12 protein-coding genes are annotated in these 15,905 nt (G+C 51.5%); all 12 read left to right on the top strand.

Going from position 1 to position 15,905, the window contains the following annotated elements; translation table 11 throughout:
* Nucleotides 1–7 precede the first annotated feature (7 nt).
* The 12 genes from ACX4JR_RS01435 (at nucleotide 8) to ACX4JR_RS01490 (ending at nucleotide 15,899) form a co-directional block, all read left to right on the top strand.
* Nucleotides 8–1,558, top strand: a complete 1,551-nt coding sequence (locus ACX4JR_RS01435) for an alpha/beta fold hydrolase (protein ID WP_476059282.1) — start codon at nucleotides 8–10, stop codon at nucleotides 1,556–1,558.
* On the top strand, nucleotides 1,536–2,453 hold the full coding sequence (locus ACX4JR_RS01440; RefSeq protein ID WP_476059283.1) for a class I SAM-dependent methyltransferase: 918 nt from the start codon (nucleotides 1,536–1,538) through the stop codon (nucleotides 2,451–2,453). The genes ACX4JR_RS01435 and ACX4JR_RS01440 overlap by 23 nt, the downstream gene beginning before the upstream one ends.
* Before the next feature lie 63 nt (nucleotides 2,454–2,516).
* Nucleotides 2,517–4,022, top strand: coding sequence for an ABC transporter substrate-binding protein (locus ACX4JR_RS01445; RefSeq protein WP_476059284.1), 1,506 nt, complete (start codon nucleotides 2,517–2,519; stop codon nucleotides 4,020–4,022).
* A gap of 231 nt (nucleotides 4,023–4,253) precedes the next feature.
* Entirely contained in the window at nucleotides 4,254–5,846 is a 1,593-nt protein-coding gene (locus ACX4JR_RS01450) for an ABC transporter substrate-binding protein (protein ID WP_476059285.1), read from the top strand.
* Between the two features lie 23 nt (nucleotides 5,847–5,869).
* Nucleotides 5,870–6,742, top strand: coding sequence for a class I SAM-dependent methyltransferase (locus ACX4JR_RS01455; RefSeq protein WP_476059286.1), 873 nt, complete (start codon nucleotides 5,870–5,872; stop codon nucleotides 6,740–6,742).
* A gap of 90 nt (nucleotides 6,743–6,832) precedes the next feature.
* The gene (gene nikB / locus ACX4JR_RS01460; protein WP_476059287.1) at nucleotides 6,833–7,774 is read left to right on the top strand and encodes a nickel ABC transporter permease; all 942 of its coding nucleotides are present in this window, start codon (nucleotides 6,833–6,835) and stop codon (nucleotides 7,772–7,774) included.
* A gap of 2 nt (nucleotides 7,775–7,776) precedes the next feature.
* Nucleotides 7,777–8,706, top strand: coding sequence for a nickel ABC transporter permease subunit NikC (gene nikC, locus ACX4JR_RS01465; protein ID WP_476059288.1), 930 nt, complete (start codon nucleotides 7,777–7,779; stop codon nucleotides 8,704–8,706).
* A gap of 149 nt (nucleotides 8,707–8,855) precedes the next feature.
* On the top strand, nucleotides 8,856–9,851 hold the full coding sequence (locus ACX4JR_RS01470; protein ID WP_476059289.1) for an ABC transporter ATP-binding protein: 996 nt from the start codon (nucleotides 8,856–8,858) through the stop codon (nucleotides 9,849–9,851).
* Nucleotides 9,848–10,870 (top strand): ABC transporter ATP-binding protein, encoded by a 1,023-nt coding sequence (locus ACX4JR_RS01475; RefSeq protein ID WP_476059290.1) that lies wholly within the window; start codon nucleotides 9,848–9,850, stop codon nucleotides 10,868–10,870. The genes ACX4JR_RS01470 and ACX4JR_RS01475 overlap by 4 nt, the downstream gene beginning before the upstream one ends.
* The gene (locus tag ACX4JR_RS01480) at nucleotides 10,867–11,163 is read left to right on the top strand and encodes a hypothetical protein (RefSeq protein ID WP_476060602.1); all 297 of its coding nucleotides are present in this window, start codon (nucleotides 10,867–10,869) and stop codon (nucleotides 11,161–11,163) included. The genes ACX4JR_RS01475 and ACX4JR_RS01480 overlap by 4 nt, the downstream gene beginning before the upstream one ends.
* 771 nt (nucleotides 11,164–11,934) lie before the next feature.
* Entirely contained in the window at nucleotides 11,935–13,656 is a 1,722-nt protein-coding gene (locus tag ACX4JR_RS01485) for a carbon-nitrogen hydrolase family protein (protein ID WP_476059291.1), read from the top strand.
* Between the two features lie 200 nt (nucleotides 13,657–13,856).
* Complete coding sequence (locus ACX4JR_RS01490) at nucleotides 13,857–15,899, top strand: putative cobaltochelatase (RefSeq protein ID WP_476059292.1); 2,043 nt, start codon at nucleotides 13,857–13,859, stop codon at nucleotides 15,897–15,899.
* The last annotated feature ends 6 nt before the right edge of the window (nucleotides 15,900–15,905 follow it).

Consider the following 15,905-nt stretch of genomic DNA (forward strand, 5'->3'; position numbering starts at 1 on the left):
CACGGTAATGGAAAAAGAGATGTTAACGGAGCCATGTGCGATAGAAGTAAATATTCCCTCTGACGGTGTAACGCTTGCGGGCACGCTGCTTCTTCCTGCCGGCAAGGGCCCGTTTCCTTGTGTGGTTCTGGCGGGAGGAACTATGTCCCACACTCGCGACGGGATGATGGTCCAAGTTGGCCGACCTGTCCCCCGGCGGGATGCCCTAAAACGGCTGGCTGAGAGACTGGCGGCGGCCGGTTATGCCTCGATTAGATGGGATAAGCGCGGTTACGGCGGTACTCCGCCGGGGCCGCGCCCAACAACTAACGAGGACGAGACGGCTGATTTGATTGCCGTGATGCAGTTTGCCCGTCAGCACCCAAAGGTAGCGCGCGTGGTAGTGGCAGGAGAAAGCGCCGGAGCTTATTTTGCCTGCCTGGCGGCCAGGGAGGGGAGGCAGGCCGATGCTTACATCTTCCTGGGGGCTCTGTGCCGTTCCATTGAAAATCTTTACGCTTACAACTACGGCTGTTTACTCGAGTACGCCTCAACGAGTAAGGCAAACCTGCGCTGGGCGGAAGAGACGGCCCCTTTTGCCTTAGCTTTGGGGAAGCATTACAAAGATATGATTGCAGCTGCCCGGCGGGGGGAAGAGAGTTACCTGTTGAAATACGGGAACTGGATGCGGGTGATCCCGCTGGCCAGGATGCGGGAAGAGTTGCTGGAGCCACCGGACGAGCAGTTTCGCTTTATCACTGCTCCGGCACTGATTCTCCACGGAGAGTTGGATATGAATGTGCCGCCGGAGGACGCAGCGCGGGCCGAACAGATAATGAAAGAGGCTGGCAACGGCGATGTCACCCGTATCATTATCCCTCACGCCGACCACAGTTTTCAGGTAGCGGCTTCCGATCCGGAGACCAGGGTTCGCGAGCGGCATTCTTTTGCCAGCTTTCTGCGTCCTTACAGCGAGGATCTTTATGTAGCATTAATGGCCTGGCTTGAGAGGGTTGCCCCTACACCGGTGGAAAGCCGAAAAGCCACGCAATTGGTGGAGAAATGCGGACCGGGGGTAATTGCCTGGAAAGGTGTCCGGGTGGTGGACAACGTTACGGATGCCGCCAGAAATTCCGGTGTGGATACTCTGGAAGGGCGCATTGGCCCTCTCCTGAAGGGGGACGGCTGTAGTGCGCATTACATCGAGATGCCGCCGGGAATGTACTGCGCCGAGCACCCTCACGCCTCGGAGAGTTTTATTTATACCGTGCGCGGCCGCTGGGTATTGTGCAGCGGTGGTCGACGGCACCTGATGCGTCCGGGGTCGCTTTTCTGGTTCGGGGCAGGGATACCGACCGGTTACGAGGTCCCTTTTGATGAGCCGGCATTTATCCTGATCTTTAAAGGGCAGCGCGGAGAAAATGATGAAGTTTTCCTTGAGTACTTGCGGGAGCTTGCCGCCCGGCTAAAGGAGGAGCAGGCCGGGGGGCAGCCATTCCGGTTGGATCAACTGCCGTCCGAGCACCCGGCGCGGGTATTTGCCCGGCGGGTCAAATATGGGGGTGAAAAAACTGACTAGGGAAGGGAGCATTGCTGATTTCACGGCAGGTGCGCTCAAAGAATCCCGTTTCTGGGCGGGTGCCTGGAGCGGGGCACACAAAAATTCCCTGCAGGCCCGGCGCCGCCGCGACCTGGACTCCCTGGATTACTGGAACCGTCTGGCCGGACGGTTTGCGCGCTGGGCAGATCAAGAGCACACCAGAAGGCGCGTAGACAGGGTGTTGGCTTGGCTGGAGCAGCAGGATGTTTTAAATTCGGAAATGGAGGTATTAGATATCGGTGCTGGGGCGGGGGTTTTCACCGTTCCTTTAGCCCGCCGGGTGGCAAGGGTGGTGGCTCTGGAGCCGGCTTCGGCCATGCTGAAAGTGCTTAAAAAGCGGGTAGAAGCAGAAGGGCTGTCAAATGTCGGGTTTTTGGGCCGGGAATGGGAAAAGATTGACCCGGCAACTGAAGGGCTGGCCGCCAGGTTCGACTTGGTCTTTGCTTCCCTCACACCCGGAGTGCGGGATGTGGAGACACTCGAGAAAATGATGGTTTGCTCCCGCAAGTGGTGTTTCCTGTGTGATTTCGCCGGCCGGCGTTTAAGTCCGGCCCGGGAGGAATTGTGGCGGCTGATTTTCGGCGGGGAAATGCCCCTGCCGGGGCACGACATTATCTATCCCCTCAACTACCTGTACGTGATGGGGTACTGCCCTTCTTTACACGTGTGGGTGGACGAATGGGACGAGGAAATGTCTGTGGGAGAAGCGGTGTCCAGCTTGCAGGACCTATTCTGGTCCTATACAGAAATTACCTCGGAAATTAAAAAGATAATCGCCGGTTACGTGGAAAAGCACGCCGTTAAAGGAATCTTTAGAGAAAAGTACAGAGTACGTCTGGGCATGCTTCTCTGGTCGGTAAACATAACCATGTGATAATCAGACTGAAGGAAGTGTTGAGCCTTGCGCTGCAAAAAATCTGCTGCATTCCTGTTTTTAATGCTTCTTGTGCTGGCCGGCCTGCTTATTACCGGCTGCGGTGCTGAGGATCGGGCACAAACGAGAGCGCAGGAACTGGTAATAGGAGTTGGGCGGGATTTTTATTACGGTCCGGAAAGCAGTGATTTTGTTCACGGCAGTACGGGTGTATGGGAAAGTCTCACCTATCTCAACGAAAACCTGGAACCCGTGCCGCAGTTGGCTGAAAAGCTTGTCCCGGATGCTGTGAACAAAACATGGACGGTTTACCTGCGCCGTGGCGTCAAGTTTCACGACGGTACGCCGCTGAACGCTGAAGCGGTGGTAAAGAGCGTAAAGCGGTTAAAAGAACACCCTAAGTTTGATAATTATGGTACGTTTATGCACCTGGTAAAGGTGGAAACCGTGGGCGAGTATGAAGTAAAATTCACCTTTAGTAAACCCGAGCCGGCTTTTCCGGCCAAGGTAGCCTACCACGGCTGTCCTATATTCAGCCCGCAAAGTTTTGATCCTGAAGGCAGGATTATTAGCCCCTGCGGCACAGGGCCCTTTAAGCTTGTCGGGTACAAGAAGGGTGAAGCCCTGGTGGTAACCTGTAATGATGACTACTGGAAGGGTAAGCCCAAACTGGAGAAAGTTACTTTTAAGATTATACCTGACCCTTCTACTCGTCTAGCTGCTTTAAAGACTGGTGAAATTCAGGCAGTGGCTGATGTAGGCGGTATCCTGCCGGAGCAGGCTTCATCTATCAAAGGAGATGATAATCTGGTTTTGCTGTCCCGGCAGGTGACCACGACCCATTACCTCCTCTTCAATAACAAAAAACCGCCTTTTAATGATCAGCGCCTGCGCCAGGCGGTGAGCCTGTCCTTGGACCGCCTGCAACTAGTTAGAGAAATACTCGACGGTTACGGTGAACCGGCGGGTGCTATCTTTACTCCTCTGGCCGGGACGTGGGCGGTTAAAGGATTGTGGACAACGGATAAAGATAGGGCCCGGGAACTGGCCGTACAGGCAAAGGCCGACAGGCCGCACAAAGTGGTTTTTACCGTCAACTCGGCTTTGGCCAACCGCTGGCCGTATAAACCTATTGCGGAGATACTGCAGTCGGAACTTAAAGATCTTGGCTTTGAGGTGGAGTTGAAGATGCTGGAAATGGGAGCATGGAAGGAGGCCTTGAAGCACGGTGAGTTTGACCTGACGCTGACGCCGTATACTTTGATGACCGGCGATCCGGACTTTTTCTTCGGCCGCTGGATTCATTCCCAGGGGCAGATGAATATACAACGGGGTATCGGGTACAGCAATCCTGAAGCAGATAAGCTGGTGGAAACAGCTGCTGCCGAGCAGGATGGGGCCAAAAGACAGCAGTACTACCGTGACCTGCAGCAGTTAGTGGCGAAGGACGTGCCGCTCTGTCCGGTTTACCACGATGTGTGTTTGTACGCCACCCGCAAAGAAGTGCACGGTCTAAAGCTCGATCCTTTTTTCAAGCCAAGCCTGGCAGCAGCTTGGATTGAAAAATAGGAACTGAGAGCCGGGACGGCAGATTTAATCGTCATGATTTAATTTGTACGCCGGTACCCGTAATGTTACGCGCGTTGTAATCCCGCACGCTGCCTGTAGTTTTTAAGTGACAGGCCCGGACCCGAGGCTCGTATTCGTGGGCGGCACTCCTCTGCCGGTTTTACCCGCCCCTGTAATGCTGATTACCTGGCTTCGCCGCATGGTTCCAACGCCAGTAAGGAGGGAGAGAGTATGTGGTCGATAATACGGAAATCGGTAATGTTATCAATATCTGTATTTTTGACGTTAATATTGATAATTAATACAACCGGGTGTACGGTTACCAATAATGAGTCCAACCGGAAAGCTGGAGTTCCGCAGGAATTGGTAGTAGGAGTGGATGCGGACGGTTATAAAACAGAAGGGGACAGGGCAAATTTGGGGGCGTATCCCCTTAATGCAAATATCTATGAACCTTTAGTAAGGTTGACTTCTGATTATAAAGTGGAGCCGCTCCTGGCTACCAGGTGGGAATACCGGGGAGATAATACCTGGCGGTTTTACCTGCGTAAGGGGGTGAAGTTTCATGACGGGCAGGATTTTACCGCAGAAGCCGTTAAATTCACCCTGGACCGCGTAGCCCGGAGAGGCGGTTCCTTTATCTATATAGGTGAGAATTCCGTAAAAATTATAGATAATTATACTATTGATATTACTCCAACTAAGCCAAATATGCGTTTGGTTGAAGGTTTGACCCATCCTTCCTTTGGGATAATGGCTCCCGGTAGCGATCCCGGTAAAGCGCCGGTAGGTACCGGGCCTTTCAAATTTATATCTTACGAAAAAGGTGTACAGCTTGTTGTCGAGCGCAATCCCGATTATTGGGGCACCAAGGCCAAGTTGGAAAAGATAACGTTTAAATTTATTCCGGATAATGCTACCCGCATCATGGCGTTGCAAGCCGGAGAAGTGGATATGATTACAAAGGTGCCGCGAGAATCTGTTGCCCAGCTTAAAGCCAGTACAGGAATACAGGTGTTAACATCAGTACCCGGTTCTTATTCTGCCATTTATTTCAATATTAATGGCAAAAAACCTTATAACCTGTTAACTGACCGTAAATTACGCCTGGCTTTGACTCTGGCTGTAGACCGCGAGGCCATTGTAAATAAAATTTGGGAAGGTAATGCGGAAGTAAACCAAACGATAGTACCTCCAAGTGTTCTCGGTTCAGAAAAAAATAAGGTTAAGGGATTTAGTTTCGACCCGGATAGAGCAGCAAGGCTTCTGGATGAAGCCGGTTGGAAGAAAGGACCGGACGGCATTCGCATGAAAGACGGGCAGAAACTAATCCTTACTTTGGTTTCCGGTTTTCCCTCTGCTGAAAGACACAAACCGTTACCTGAAGTACTCCAAAGCCAGTTACGGGATATAGGAGCGGACTTAAAAATCGTAGAGGCTGGTGATACCGGAGTATATGAGGACATGCTCAAGGAAGGCAAAGGAGACATGTGGCTTGAGGCAGGAAGCCAGAATACAGCTGATCCCACCTTTTTGCCGGAACTGCTTTTCCATTCCAAGGGACTATATAGCACGTTATTTAATGCTCCGTTTGTACCCGGTGGGGAATTTGACCGGCTGATTGATGATGCGAGGTTAACCTCGGATCCGGCGGAAGCTGTGCGACTGACAGCTAAGGCAATGCACGTGCTTATAGATGACAAAGTAGCTGTAATACCCATTGCTTCCATTTATAACATTTTTGCCGCAAGGGATAAGATTCAAGGTTTTGAGCCGCATCCTTCCTGGGTTAATACAAGTTGGACAGGGATATTTATCAAATAAAAATAACTGGGGGGAAGATTTCTTTGGAATCACGTGTTTTTGCGCATTGTGAACTTGATTTTTGGAAGCAGGCCTGGGAGGAGGCTATAAATTCTTCACAGTATGTGAGCAAAAGGATTCGTGATGAAAACGAAGCCATTAAATTTTGGAACAAGTTGGCGCCGAGTTATGGACAGCGCTCCTCTGGGAAGGGGTGGGAACATTTAGAGCAAATTATTGACTTGCTTGAAGAAGAACAAATTCTTACTTCGGAAACAGATATCCTGGATGTCGGTTGCGGGCCGGGGGTTTACGCTTTACCTTTTGCCAAACGTTTTAGGTCTGTTACGGCTCTGGACGGGGCTGAAGAAATGTGTATAATCCTTAAGAAAAAGGCAAAGAAGTCGGGATTAGATAATATTACTGTTTTTGTGCGTATGTGGGAAAAGGTAGACCTGGAAAAAGAAGGCATGGCTCATTCTTTTGACTTCGTTTTTGCTTCTATGCCCCCGGCAGTTGGTGATTGCGAAACCTTGATGAAATTGAATCAGGCTTCGAGAAAGTTTTGTTGCCTTATTTCATGGGCCGGAAAACCTTTCAATCAAGCCAAAGAGGATCTTTGGGAAATTCTTTTTGGAGAAAAAGAAAGTGGCCGGGGTTACGATATTATTTATCCTTTTAACATTTTATATAGTTTGGGGTATTATCCTACCTTGCGGTATTTCGATTCCGGTTGGGTGCAAGAGGAGCCTGTAGAGCGGGCTGTAGGCAGTTTGTGTCATTATTTTTGGTTATATACCGAGATTACCCCTGAGGTAAAAGATAAAATAGCCAACTATGTTCATGAACGGGCCACAAACGGTATCTTTCGCCAGGAAATTAAAGCCCGCCTTGGTGTTATGCTCTGGCGGGTCTAGAAATGAAGTGAAAATAATCATAGTTTGTTGAATAACTGATAGATGTAACGAGTAGTTGATTTTTCTTGGTGTTACACCTGGTGGTGGTTGATGGTGAAGTGTTATCTCCTCAAGCGTTTACTTTGTCTCCTGCCGGTAATGTTGGGGGTTTCCGTCATTACCTTCGGGCTTATTCGCCTGGCTCCCGGAGACCCGGCTGAAATTATCCTCCGGGCCGAAGGAGTGGAGCCAACTCGCGAAGCCGTGGAGGCCTTGCGAGAAGAACTTGGCCTCAATGACCCGGTTTACGTTCAGTACTTGCGCTGGTTATGGAATGTCCTGCATTTTAACCTGGGAACCTCATTTCGCACCGGCCTGCCGGTAGCGGAAGAACTTTTGTCCCGCTTTCCTGCTACTCTGGAGCTGACCCTTGCGGCATTGGCTTTCATGGTTTTGCTGGCTCTGCCCACGGGAATCCTGGCTGCCTTGTACAGGCGTACATTTATAGATCATTTTAGCCGGGTAATTGCCTTAATTGGAGCCTCTATGCCTAATTTTTGGCAGGCGCTTATACTCATTTACTTTTTTGCCGTTGTTTGGGGCATTTTCCCGGTAATGGGAAGGGGCGGGCTGAATCACCTGGTTCTTCCGGCTGTAACCCTGGGTTTTAGCATGGCCGCCGTTTATACTCGTATTTTGCGGGCCAGCATGCTTGACGTGCTGGGGCAGGAGTATATCAAGGTGGCCCGGGCCAAGGGTTTGAAAGAGAAGTGGGTGATAGGGCGGCATGCCCTGAAAAACGCCCTTCTCCCGGCGGTGACCCTTTTAGGTATGAGCATCGGTCACCTGCTGGGAGGTACGGTCATTGTAGAAACCGTTTTTGCCTGGCCGGGGGTAGGTAAGTTTGCAGTGGATGCGATTTTTAACCGGGATTACCCGGTTATCCAGGGCTATGCACTGTTTATGGCACTGGTGTTTGTGCTGGCCAACTTGCTGGTTGACATATCTTATGTATTCCTGGATCCCCGTATTCGCCTGGAGAGGGGGCGCTGAAGGTGAATAGCAGCCTGCGGAAAGAGGGTGGCGTTCTTGCCGGAATACCCGTTCAAAAAAAGGCGGGTCGGTGCCCGAAGAGCGGTGAGGGCCTGCTTGGCTCGGCGCTGAAAAGGTTGCTGGAGGACAAGCTGGCCTTGCTGGGATTGGCTATTATTGTTGCTGTGGTAATCGTTGGTCTTATGGCACCGTACCTGGCGCCCAATGACCCTGAGAAAGTAGTGCTTACCCAAAAACTGGCTTCCCCTTCTGCGGCATATCCTCTGGGTACCGACCACCTGGGACGCTGTCTTCTTTCTCGCCTCATTTACGGGACCCGGGTTTCTCTGAGTACGGCAGCTATCGCTTTAGCGACAATCATGCTCATCAGTATTCCGGTTGGCACCGTTTCCGGTTATGTGGGTGGGCGCATAGACAATTTAGTTATGAGAATAATTGATGTTTTGCTTGCTTTTCCGGGTCTTGTACTGGCGCTTGTTATTGCCGGCATGTTGGGGCCGGGCTTATTGAACGTGATGATTGCCGTTGCATCGGTATGGTGGGTCGGGTACGCGCGGGTTATTCGCGGCATTGTCCTTTCCGTTAAGGAAAAGGAATTCGTACTGGCTGCCAGGAGCAGCGGCACCTCCCACTTTGGTATCATTGTTCGCCATATATTACCCAACGTACTTTCACCCGTCATCGTTTTGGCCACCCTGGATATGGGCAGCCTAATTCTTGCCATTTCGGGGTTATCCTTTTTAGGCCTGGGGGCTCAGCCGCCCACCCCGGAGTGGGGGGCCATGCTTAATGACGGCAGGCCTTACATGCAGGTGGCACCGCAGTTGATGCTCTATCCCGGCCTGGCCATTATGATAGTTGTTTTTGCCTTCAACTTGCTGGGAGATGGATTGCGCGATGCCCTGGACCCGAAGGGGACTGTTAGGAGGTAGAAAAATGTTGGGTTCTATACCTTTTTTGCCAGGAGGTCTTTTTAATGGTCAACTCCGAAAAATTTGGGGGAATTTTCCCACGAAAATATTATCTTTTAATAATAGAACTTAGCTTGGGAAATTTCCCCCAAATGATGGAGGTTTAGTGAATGCCCGACAAAATCGTCCTTAAAGTAAACAATCTGACTACCCGCTTTACTACCCCTTACGGGGTGGTGAAGGCCGTGAACGGGGTGAGTTTTACCGTGAGGACCGGGCAGACCCTGGGTATTGTCGGGGAAAGCGGCTGCGGGAAAAGTGTTACCGCGCTTTCCCTCTTGAGATTGATAGAACCTCCGGGCAGGATTACCGGCGGAGAGGTTTGGCTTAACGGGTATAATCTGCTGGAACTTTCCAAAGAACAGTTGCGGCGTGTGCGCGGAAAAGAAATCTCGCTGGTTTTTCAGGACCCAATGACTTCGCTGAACCCTGTTCTGACTGTCGGCAGACAGGTTACAGAAACCATTCTTGCCCACCGGGCAACCGGTAAAGAAAAAGCACGCCAGGAGGCACTGGAACTTTTGGCCAAAGTGGGGCTGCCGCACCCGGAAAAACTTTTCCACCGCTATCCCTTCCAGCTTTCCGGGGGGCAGCGGCAGCGGGTGATGATTGCCATGGCCCTTTCCTTAACCCCCAAAGTTTTAATTGCCGACGAACCCACCACTGCCCTGGACGTTACCGTGCAGGCGCAGATTTTGGAAGAGCTTTCCCGCTTGAAAAGAGAGTTTAATACCGGGATTATCCTCATTACGCACGACCTGGGTGTTATTGCCGAAATGGCTGATGACGTTGCAGTGATGTATGCGGGTTCTATTGTAGAATACGGCCCCGTGCTTAATATTTTTGAAAATCCTGCCCATCCTTATACCAGGGCCCTTCTCCATTCCGTCCCGCGCCTCGGGAGGAGAGACGAAATGCTCGAGCCCATCCGAGGCCAGCCGCCCAGCCTTCTCGACTTACCCGACCAGTGTGCCTTTGCGTCCCGCTGCCCGCAGGCAGGCAGGAAGTGCACGGAAGGAAAGCCTTCCTTGAGAATGGTTTCCCCCGGCCACCGGGTAGCCTGCCATTATGCAGATAGCCGCCCGTTGGAGGTGATGCCGGTATGAGTCTTCTTGAAGTAAGGAACCTGGTAAAGCACTACCCGGCCGGAACCGGAATCTTTTCCCGGGGGAAGGAAAAGGTGCGGGCAGTGGACAGGATATCCTTTTCGCTTGGCAAGGGGGAAACCCTCGGGCTCGTTGGCGAAAGCGGTTGCGGCAAAAGTACCCTGGGCCGGCTGATTTTAAGGTTAGAAGAGCCCACAGCGGGAAAAATTTTCTTTAATAATATTGATATTACCGTCTTACCAGGCAAAGAGTTGAGGAAATTACGAAAAAAAATGCAGATAATCTTCCAGGATTCGTATTCTTCCTTAAACCCCTGCCGGACCGTGGGCTCGATTATAGGTGAGCCCCTGGCCAATTTCAATGTGGGGACAAAAAAAGAGCAGAAGGAAAGGATATGGGAACTGCTGGAAATAGTTGGCCTTGAGCCTGAACATGATTTCCGGTACCCGCACGAGTTTAGCGGGGGACAGCGGCAGCGCATTAACATTGCCCGGGCCCTGGCCCTTCAACCTGAGCTTATTGTTTGTGACGAGCCGGTTTCTAGCCTGGACGTTTCCATCCAGGCGCAAATTTTAAATTTGCTGAAAGATTTAAAAAAGCAATTTGGCCTGTCCTATATATTTATCTCCCACGACCTGGCGGCCGTGAGTTATATCAGCGACCGGATAGCGGTAATGTACCTGGGTAAAATTGTGGAGATGTTCAAAAGTGAAGACCTGGTGAAAAAAGCCTGTCATCCCTATACGCGGGCCCTGCTGGCAGCGATTCCGGCGGCCGACCCGCGGCGGAGGAGTGGGCGTCAAACTATTGTAAAGGGGGAGCCACCCGACCCGCTTAATCCACCTCTCGGGTGTCGCTTTCATCCCCGCTGCCCGTTTGCGGAGGAAAAGTGCCGCCTTCAAGAGCCACCGTTGAAAGCTGTTGGGGCCGAACATTTGGTGGCCTGTTACCTGGCTGTTGAATTAGGATCGGGAACATTCCGGTGGAAGATGCATAACCTTGTTAAAAAGTTTCTTTGAACGGAAAACATGTTTGCTTTGCCAGTGGATTGGAAAAACCTGTCGCCAAAGAAATCGGCGTGGTTCCCCAGCATATGAGTCTTTTAGCCAGGAACTCACCGCATGGGATGCTGGCCCAGGCCAACCGGGGTATTCTCTACGTGGATGAAGTTAACTTACTGGATGACCACATAGTTGACGTACTCCTGGACTCCGCTGCCCAAATTGCCGTTGAAATGGGAGTGGATCATTGCGAGAGCGGCCGCGGAGGTCTGACTCTTCCAAGGAGGGGTGGGCTTTTCGTGTTTTTTTAATATAGTTTAAAAAAATTTTATAAAGCAGGCAGGAATAAGGTGAGTAATATTGAATACTAATACAATAAATAAGGATGGTAAGAACCATTCATTAAGTCGCTGAAGGATGGTAAGAATTTTTAGGCATTTTAAGTTTTCTCAAAGTTAAAAGCTGCTATTGTATATTTAAAGAGATAAGTTAACCATGAAGGTTATGGCTTCACAGGAAGTGAAATTAGTACTTCATGGTTTTTTGTTATTTTTTGGGGTGCCAGCGCCCTTGCGGAGAGTACTATACAACTGAACAAAGTAAACAACTATGCCATGAAGGTATTTTACCTGCCGAAGCAGGTGCAACCTTTCATGGCATTTTTCATTTTGGGAAAGGCCTAAACCTTGGCAAGGCCTTTGACCTCCTCTAAGTGATTTCTACTGCCGGCCTGGGAGGCGCCGGTAGTAGAAAAATTCCTCCTTTCGACCGGCGTATATGGGGCTGGTTGTTTAAACTAGCCCCATGCGCCAGACTTTTTTCTTAATGTGTATTCGCTAAGAGTCAGATAAACCCCGGAAGTACCTTAATGTGCTAAAATAGCCAGGCGAATCAAATTATTCCAGACGGAGTGTTTGGGGGAAATTTTCCAAGCTAAGCGTGGCTCGGCAAAGATAATTTTTCCGTGGAAAAATTCCCCCAAAATAGTGTGGGGTCAATACTCCCATTTTTTTATGTCCCACATTAAGTCAAATTTCGCTTTCATTTTAACGGGAGGGCCAAGGTTTTTTAGCTTTAACCAAGTGGAAAGGACGGGTCCTGTGGACAAAGGATATAAGCGGGGAAAATCTGGCGAACGAGTACAAGTAGCGCTGATTCATGCAGCTGTGCAATGGAAGGATAAACAGAAAAACCTCGCCAAGTTGCTGACCCTTAATGAAAAAGCTGCCCGGGCCGGCGCTCGGATCATTTTAAACACTGAACTGGCTACTACCGGTTACGCTTTTGAAAGCAGAGCTGACATTGCCCCACTGACCGAAACCATTCCCGGCCCGGCCACCGAGGTATTTGGTGAAATTGCGAAAAAGTATGGATGTTATATCTGCATTGGTTTGCCGGAGGTGGACCCTGAGACGGGTATTTTTTATAATGCGGCTGCTTTAATTGGGCCGGCAGGACGGGTTGTAGGCAAGTCCCGCAAGTTGGCACCGGCCTTTAAAGAAAACTTGTGGGCTGCAAGGGGGAACCTTCCCGTACTGGTGGTGCAGACGGAGTTTGGCAAGTTGGGGGTGTTGATTTGTGCCGATGCCTATTCTTATAAGCCGGCAAGGGTAGCTGCTTTGAAAGGTGCTCGGCTCCTGCTTATTCCGGCCAATTGGCCTCCTGAACATCACAATCCGGAAAAGTTCTGGCGTGCCCGGGCGGCGGAAAACGGGATTTACGTCCTGGTCTGCAATAGAACGGGAAAGGATAAGACCATGGATTGTCGTAAGGCGGAGTCCTTCATTATTGATACCGGTGGAGGGACGGTTAGGCAAATCAGTTCACCGGATGACATAATCGTTTTCGGCACGCTGCCCCTTAAAGGTGGAAAGTTTGTCTCATCAACGGCGGAGGACATTCTGCGCCGAAGACGTCCTCATTGTTACGGGAACATATCTTTGGATACTTTTTCTCATATTAATCCGGAGATGTTGCTCAGTTTACCGGAACCCGCGGATGTCACCGTAGCTACTCTACAATTCCGACCCGCATCCCAAAATTCGGCGGCCAACACGGAGAAAATGCTCAAGCTTATTGATGAAGCCACAGCTGTGGCGGTAGTTCGGGGGATGTCGCTCGATCTGGTTGTTCTTCCGGAATTATCTACCACGGGGATTATTTTTGAGCGGTGGGAGGCGGAGAAATGTTGTGAAGAAATCCCCGGTCCCACTACTAACAAATTTATCCAAAAGGCCAAACAAAAAAATATTTTTATTGTTTTTGGGATGGCGGAGAAACGTGCTGGAAGATTTTTTAATACCGCCGTGTTGATCGGTCCCAACGGGGTGCAGGGGACGTATAGAAAGGTTCATCTACTTCCTTGCGATCAGAGATGGGCGGAAGCGGGAGAGAGCGGTTTTCCGGCTTTTGACCTTCCTTTTGGCAGGGTTGGCATGTTGCTCGGCTACGACCTAATGTTTCCTGAAGGTGCTGATTGCCTGGCTAAATGGGGTACGGATCTTCTCTGCGTTCCCGCCCTTTGGGGGGACCGCGGGAGTAAGTTTATCTGGGAGGCCAGGCTGGGGGAGCAGATGCACCTGGTCATAGCCAATCAGTGGGGTGATTTCGGTAAATTTCATGCTCTGGGGGGGAGCCTTATCTGTAGTTACTCCAGGTATCCAGAAAAACGACTCAAGTTACAATCTGCAGCGGAAGGCGATGAAATTAACATAATGAGGCTCAGCGTGAAAGATGTCAGGGAAAAAAGGTTTATGGAGAATATAAATTACGGTGTTCTGCTGGATTTGGGCGGTTTGGTCTAAATTTGCTTAAAAATATCTCGACAGGAAGGAATTTGGGAGCCGTCGGCGAACTAATTGTTTCAGGTGGCCGGAGCTACTTGGTAGCGGGGAGCTTACATCTGCCCAAAGATAACCTTGGATATTAAACCACGAAGGTTTATTCTTCCTGTCGTAACAGAAATAAGCCTGGCGTGGTTTTTCTTTTTTGAAGGAGGTTTTCTATGATTACCTTCCAGCGAATTGTCTATCCTTTCACTGCCATTATCGGGCAAGAAAAAATGAAAAAAGGCCTGATTTTGAACGCCATCAATCCCCGCCTGGGCGGCATACTGGTTCGTGGGGAAAAAGGTACTGCCAAATCCACTGCCGTGCGGGCCCTGGCGGCCCTGCTGCCGGAAATCGAAGTGGTGCTGGGCTGCCCGTATAACTGCGACCCCGGTGACCCCGCTCGCCTTTGCGACCTCTGCCGTGCCCGCCTCAAAGCCGGGCGCCGGCTGGAAACAATTCGCCGCCGAGTGCAGGTAATCGACCTGCCGGTGTCCGCTACGGAAGACCGGGTAGTGGGGAGCCTGGACTTCGAACATGCCATTAGATACGGAAAGCCGCAATTCGAGCCGGGCATACTGGCCAGGGCCAATCGCGGCATTATTTACATTGATGAAGTAAATCTGTTGGATGATCATATCGTAGACGTACTCCTGGACGCAGCTGCCATGGGAGTTAATGTAGTAGAGCGGGAAGGCATTTCCTACTATCACCCGGCGGAATTCATTCTCGTAGGCACCATGAACCCCGAAGAAGGGGAGCTGCGCCCGCAGCTAATGGACCGCTTCGGCCTGTGTGTGCAGGTAGAAGGGGTGGCGGACCCCAAAGAGAGGGTAGAAATTGCCAAGCGGCGGGAAGCCTTTGATGCCGACCCCCTCGGATTCATTGCCCGGTGGGCGGAGAAAGAACAACAATTAAGAGAGCGCATCGTTGCTGCCCGGCAGCTATTGCCCGAAGTAAACATTTCCCCGGCGCTGCTCGACCTGGTTGCTAAGCTGAGCCTGGAAGCACTGGTGGCCGGGCACCGCGCCGACATCATCATGGAGGCAGCCGCCCGCACCATCGCGGCCTGGCACGGGCGGGCGGAAGTAACGGAACAGGATGTATACGAGGCTGCCGAACTGGTCCTCTTCCACCGCGTCCGGGAGGCACCGCCGCCTCCGCCGGAACAGCCCGAATTAGAACAAGAACCGCCGGAACAGGAACAGGAAGAACAAGAAAAACAGCAGCAAGATAATACCGACCAGCCGGAAGAATTACCTCCTCCGCCGGAGCAGGCAAGCGCGGAACCGGAAGAAACTGACCAGCAGCAGGAACAGGATAAGCAGGAAAATAAAGAACAGCAAAACCGGAACACCCTTCCCCCGGTAGCGCCCCGGGAAACAATTTTTGCCGTGGGCCGGCCCTTTCCGGTTAGGCGCATCACCTATGAACGGGACCGGATACTGCGCAAAGGCTCCGGGCGGCGCTCGCGCACCAGGACTGCCTCTAAGGCGGGGCGCTACGTGCGCAGCACCATGCAGCGCAGAAACAACGACCTGGCATTTGACGCCACCATGCGGGCCGCGGCCCCGCACCAGGTATACCGGCGCCGGGAAGGAGTGGCCATTGCCATCGAATCCAGCGACATCCGGGAAAAAGTGCGGGAAAAGCGCATCGGCAACTTCCTGCTCTTCGTGGTAGACGCCAGCGGGTCCATGGGGGCCCAGCAGCGGATGGTGGAAACCAAGGGGGCCATCCTTTCTCTGCTCCTGGATGCCTACCAAAAGCGGGATAAAATCGGCATGGTGGCCTTTAAAGGAAACACGGCTGAACTTCTCTTGCCGCCCACTAACAGCGTGGAAATGGGGCATAAATTACTGGAAGACCTGCCGACAGGCGGGAAGACCCCCCTCTCGGCAGGCCTGGCCAAGGCCTACGAGGTGGCCAAGGCCCACCTCTACAAAGACCCCAACATTTCGCCACTGCTGATTATCATTTCCGACGGTAAGGGCAACGTAAGCATGGGCAGCGACAAGCCCCTGGCAGAGGCCCGGCGCATGGCCGAAATAATCCGCAGCGAGGAAGGAATCAAAACACTGGTTATCGATGTAGAAAAAAACAGCTTTCTTACTTTCGGCCTGGCCCGGGAACTGGCTGCTGCTTTAGGTGCAGATTACTATAAAATCGATGACCTCAAGGCGGATACCTTGGTACAGGCTGTCAGGCAAGTAGAGTAATGCAAA

This window comes from Desulfofundulus sp. JL263-se (genome assembly GCF_056316025.1).